This window comes from Candidatus Enterococcus wittei (assembly GCF_002140175.1).
GTDB lineage: Bacteria > Bacillota > Bacilli > Lactobacillales > Enterococcaceae > Enterococcus_B > Enterococcus_B wittei.
On the sequence record NZ_NGMO01000001.1, the window covers coordinates 904,968 to 910,766 of the forward strand.

Annotated in this window: 2 protein-coding genes, 1 pseudogene and 1 riboswitch; all 3 genes and pseudogenes read right to left on the minus strand. The window is 36.2% G+C overall.

Annotated features, from left to right (window positions below; genetic code table 11):
• Positions 1 to 414 precede the first annotated feature (414 nt).
• On the minus strand, positions 415 to 1,680 hold the full coding sequence (locus A5844_RS03660; protein WP_086283921.1) for a voltage-gated chloride channel family protein: 1,266 nt from the start codon (positions 1,678 to 1,680) through the stop codon (positions 415 to 417).
• Positions 1,681 to 1,728: 48 nt separating this feature from the next.
• A riboswitch (Fluoride riboswitch) is annotated at positions 1,729 to 1,796 on the minus strand.
• Positions 1,797 to 1,838: 42 nt separating this feature from the next.
• The gene (locus A5844_RS03665) at positions 1,839 to 2,495 is read right to left on the minus strand and encodes a FusB/FusC family EF-G-binding protein (RefSeq protein WP_086283922.1); all 657 of its coding nucleotides are present in this window, start codon (positions 2,493 to 2,495) and stop codon (positions 1,839 to 1,841) included.
• A gap of 625 nt (positions 2,496 to 3,120) precedes the next feature.
• A pseudogene (locus tag A5844_RS03670) lies at positions 3,121 to 5,799 on the minus strand (hypothetical protein); the annotation flags it as partial.

The following is a 5,799-nucleotide window of genomic DNA, read 5'->3' on the forward strand; positions in this document are numbered from 1 at the left end:
AGGAAAGAAAATAGAAAATGGCTCCTCACATTTTTTATTTTTTTGACTTATGACCAAAGTGTAGCTACTTGAACACCGTTTATAGAGGTCGTGAAGAAACCGTTTTGCTCCGAGTATTAAAATGAAATTTGAGAAAATAGCTTCTCATTTTTTTGTAATTTATTGGCTTATTGCTATAGATTCCATCACAAATAAGCTCGTGATAATAATATTTGATCTGAATGCTAGAAAAAGAATACCGTAAAACATCTTCTTATTGTTTTACGGTATTCTTTTTGTATTATAAGTAAATATTTTACATACATCCAAATTATAACTTAAGAAAATTTATAATTTTTCTTGTTTATTATTATAAACATTTAGAAAAGGTGAATGTCTAACTTTTTTAGCCTCTGATTATTCAGTATATATCTTTTATTTTCGTCTTTTTCCGATATGATTGAAAATTGGTAAAAACAAGATACCTTTTTTTACTTCTATTTTTTGGGCAGAATATATCCCTTGGTTCCCTGAACACATAAAACTGATCAAACTGATCATGAATAAGAAGCTAGCTGCTTCACTACCAAATAATTCGATTCCCATGACAAAACAAGCGATGGGTGTGTTCGTAGCACCAGAAAAAACGCCAATAAAACCTAGTCCAGCTAAAAAAGGAATGGAAACATTTAAAATTGGTGCTAGTGTAGATCCTAAAGTTGCTCCAATTTCAAATAGCGGTGTTACCTCTCCTCCCTGATAACCAGCTCCTAAAGAGAGGACAGTAAAGCCTAGTTTTCCTAAAAAATCATAGGAATTAGCCTGCCCATTGAAAGCATCTTGTAAGAGAGGTAGACTAAGCCCCAAATAACGATTTGTTTGTAAAATCAAGGCTACGGCAACAACAAATGTCCCACCAATGAAATTTCTGAGTACCGGATCAGAAATCCATTTTGCATAACACATTTTTAAAAATACTATCGATCGACTAAATATAAAACCCATCATTCCAAATAACATGCCGGCAATCAATAATTTGAAAAATAGCAAATAATGCCATTGAGGAATCTGCCCCATCGAATAATGGATATGCGTTACACCAATCCATTCAGTCATGAAATTGGCAAATAACGCTGCAAAGAAACTAGGAAATATCGCTTCTGTCCGCATTTTTCCAATGGATAAAACTTCTAAGCCAAATAATGTTCCAGCTAAAGGTGTTCCAAAAACTGAGCTAAATCCAGCACTGATCCCGCTGACAACTAAAATCTCACGATCAAGATGATTTAGTTTTATTAATCGTGCCAAATTTTCCGCCAAGGCTCCCCCCATCTGGACTGCTGTGCCTTCACGACCAACTGAACCACCAAACAAATGAGTAGTAATCGTGCCAAATAATGTCAAAGGAATCAAGCGTAATGGGATTTTTTCTTGCCCACCGTTTACTTGATCGATCACTAAATTATTTCCCCTGTTAGAATTGCCTCCGAAATGAGTATACAAATAAGCAAATAATGCCCCACTGATAGGTAGTAAGAATAATAGCCAAGTATGTGTTTCTCGAATAGTTGTAACTAAGGTCAAACTAGTAAGAAAAAAAGCAGAAAGACTACCCATAAAAATGCCTAAAACTGCTGTGATCATCAACCATTTGATCATATAGATCAATAGACTGTCTGATTCAGCAAACCGATGATTCATTTCTTTTCCTCCTCAAAAAAACACCTACTAAAAAGACGGTCCCCCCGAATTTTAGTAGGTGTCATTAGTTATCTTCTGATTAACATTTCATGGCGAACACCATCGCCTATTTACATGTACCAAAACAATAGCATATCTATTTAAAAAAGACAATGTGCTTATTTTTCTTTTTTCACAATCTCTGTAAATTCGTAAAAAGATGCCAGTTTCACTAACTGCCGATTGCATTGCTCACTATCGTGACAAATATAATTCCCTTTTTTCGTATACGTACCGTCACTACCAGATTTTGTGGTAGAAAGAAACATCGAAACTTGAGAAGTTTTTTGACAGATAGCACAAATCCCCTTTAAAATCGTTGGTGATAACGTACCATGAACGCCTTTTAATTGATCATCTTGATAGTAAAGAATATATTTCTTTTGGCTTCCTGGATCATTCCAGCCAATATAGGTATGTTCTTTTAAATCCATGATCTGCCAATCTGGGTGTTTGAGCTTTTTCACTTTTCGGAATATTTTCTCTACTTGCACTTTTGTTGGTTGATTAAACGGCACTACCCTTGTCTTCAATTCGGCAAGCATTGCATCTGCTTGCTCTTTTTTCAATCGGCTATCCATCATTTGATTTAAAAACGGTTCGATTGCGTTTTTTGCTTCTTCCTCTTGTAACAAGATTTCGAAAATATTTTCCTTTGCTAGAGTTTGGACTGTCTCGACAGTTTTTGGATCATTGACAGAATGATAAACATTTAGAAGCTGTTCTGTCTCTCGTTTAATAAAAAAGTACTGGTACGGTTCAATGTATTGTTCCATGTTTTTTGAGTCCTTTCTTCTTACAAAATCGGCTACTTTGAAGAAGAATACTTCAAAATAGTCTAGTTACTGAAGTCCTTGAACTCTTTTAAATAAGATACGTATGGCATCTTATCATCACCCCCTTTATGCTCTGATCTATATGTACAAAAACACCTAAGTAAAAGTAAAACCTAGAATATCGAAATAGTCAATCATAATCGATGTTTTACGTCAAAATCATTCTAATAATGTTCATTACTTTATCCGTTTATCCTATTGAAAAAAATCCTATTATTCTTCGTAAGTTTTTTATTTCAAAACGAACAACGGAAAATTGAAAAAATGAATGTATAAGCTACTTCTTTTTCTAAATCATTCGTTTCTACTAAGAAAATCCCCAATTGACTTAATGTCAAATGCTAAGTTTCTGATATCTTCCAAATGATTTCAAAACTCACTTACGATTTTGGGTTATCCTTTCTAGACTATCCTATACACATAGTCTATACTTTTAACCAAGTATTCATAACTAACTAGCTGCTCCTCGTTAATTACAGCTCATCCCTGATTTCCAATATCCTTTATTCCATCGTTGTGTCATTTACCTTCATGAATGATGGAGTAAAGTCATACACTACTTGATTTAGCGTTGTAAGTTTGATTTTTTCTGCTTATTTGTTGAATGGATATGATTCTGACTCATCCGATTGCTTTCTCCTTTACTACTGTTTACGAGTTCTAAGAAACTTTGCTGTTTTGTAAGTTGTATGGATGCTATGCCTGTTTGTTGATTAGAAACGATTTGACTTGTGCTATTACTTTTTTCTACAATGTTCAACAAACTTCGCTTAGCTGTATGCTCTATAAGCTCTGTCTTTATTTCTTGATTAGAGACAGAATGAGTTGTACTTTCGCTTTTTTCGATACACGTGTCTATCTCTCTCTTTTCTCTTTTCATGGTTGTTGAATAATCCTCTTCATTAGTCACTCCACTTGTTAAGTCGGGATTGTCAGCTGTTTGCTCTTGGAACCTTTCCAATTTAGGACTCATCATCAAGTTATCATAACCCAATATATTAATTAGTGTTGAAAATGTAAACAACAAACCATCCCACAGCGGCAAATCGTTAAGACTTCTAGTCACACGAAGTTTCCCTTCGAAATCTCTCCCTTGCGCAAAATCTCTGATAATGATCATCAACATTTCTGCTTCACACATCTGTAAATTCACCCGCAACATAGTATTTCTTCTTATTTCTCTCCACACGGTATTTCGTGACAAAGTCAAACTATCTTGATAAACGGCTAGTTGTGTCACAAAGCTTTTGAAACCGTCACTCTCTAAAATATTCGAATCTTTGAATTTATATTCCTCCAACATTCTTTCTCCACTTTTCACACTACCTTTAGCAACTCTATAATATTCCGTGAGATCTTGTGCGTCACTTACAATATGAGCGGTTTCATGCATAATTGTGTTACTCACAAGTACATTTAATTCTTCTGTTGGAGCGAGTTCCGGATTTAAGTGGAAGGCATCCGCATAAATAAATATTCGACATTCTGGATCATAAAGAAACATTGTTCCTTTCGTGGTGACAATCTCCTCATATTTTGAACGATATTTTCGTGTTCCCTTTTTCTTAACTAAATCTGTGGAGAGGATATAAATATTCTCAAAGCCCCAGTCCGCTGTCTTTTGAAGATATTCTGTTCCTTTTTTTGATATATACTTCAATTTTTTGACAACTTCCAATAAGATGGCTTCTGGATTTCTTACCCCCTCCAGTCTAAACATTTTGATCAAATATTGGCCTTGCGAGGTTCCTGCAATTCTTTCTTTCGTTAACAACTCTTGACACACCTCGAATGTTTTTTGGTAATAAAATTGTGCTTTCGCATACTCTGCTGCCAGTTCTAACAGAAACGGTTTAAGAAAGTCTGGTGCCTTACTTAAATCAAGACTCTTATATATTCGGAAGGGAAGGGGCGGCTTTATTGGAAACTGATCATTAAGCCAATCCAGCATAGCTTTCTTACTGAAAACGTCATCATTAACAACGACAGGTTTCGGGATTGGCATAAACGAAGTGAACGGTTTCATCAGAACAGTATCATCTTCAACTCGGTCTACGATTTCCCCAACAACTTCAATATCTAAAGCATCTCTAATCTCATTCCACTCTGTTCCTCTTCCTGGTGAATCTGGCATGGTTTGAAATGGTGGAAGATTTCCTTTTTCCCTTTTTAACATGCTAGTTACCTTTGAGGTCCATTTTTTTTGTCCTGATCTCACTTCTTCCCACAACGCCTTTTCTGAACTTGTCGGAAAACGAAACTTTTCAATTGTAGGATCGAATACCAATACGGTCATTGGCTGATTGACATCTTCTTTCACTAGATGATACCAATCCAAATCCTGATACAATTGAATCAATGGAATATAGTGATCATAGATCTTGATGTAAGATCTTCCTAAACTGTTCCACATCAGTCCTCTTTCATCTGAGGCGGAAAGAAGACTAGGATCTTTTATTGATTCAAACTCATCAATATTCTTTATCACTCCGTCTGCTGTCTCTTTTGAAACAAAAGGAAAAGGAGCTTTATCAAAATACCATTCTCTCCCATTGAAATTCACGCGATAAGTCTTCTCTCCATCTACCACATCATAACGTACACCACGCTCCTCAATAGGGGTTACTCTCACAGGAACCGTATGACCGTTTATTGTAATGAAATACTTAGTTGCTTTCCCTACTTCCGAGACAGACATCACTTCCCCATTGCCATAGGCATTGGGATTCAGATTTGGTGCAGTTACAAAAATCTGATCTGGGTCAATTTCTTTAGCTAACCGCTTGAGCAGCGCATTTTGTTCCTCCGTAAATGAGGCAGGCCCCGTAAATCTCGCTAACAGGTTCCCTCTCAACCAGAAAGGATTGCCATAGACATCACTTCCTTTCAGATCCGTCACCAATCTATAGCTATCATCTTCCATTCGTCTGGCAGGAACCTCTAAGCCCTTTCCTGGCAAGTAAGTCCTGATGACATCTTTCGGTAACGTAGGTGTCTCCTTTACCAAACCGTCAATTTTTTTCAAAAGTTGTTTGACGTTCTTTTTTACCCAAACTTCATTTTTTAAAGCCACTAACTCCTTGACCACAAATTTACTCCCGTCAGCGATGGTTTCGATTCCTGGATCAAGGTATCGTCTGATATTTACTAGAACAGACTTGACTTCTGAAATTTTGGGAGTAAATCGAGCCCCTTGACGGATCGCATTTCTTATTCCCCCTGTCGCCATTGCTTTGGCCATTCC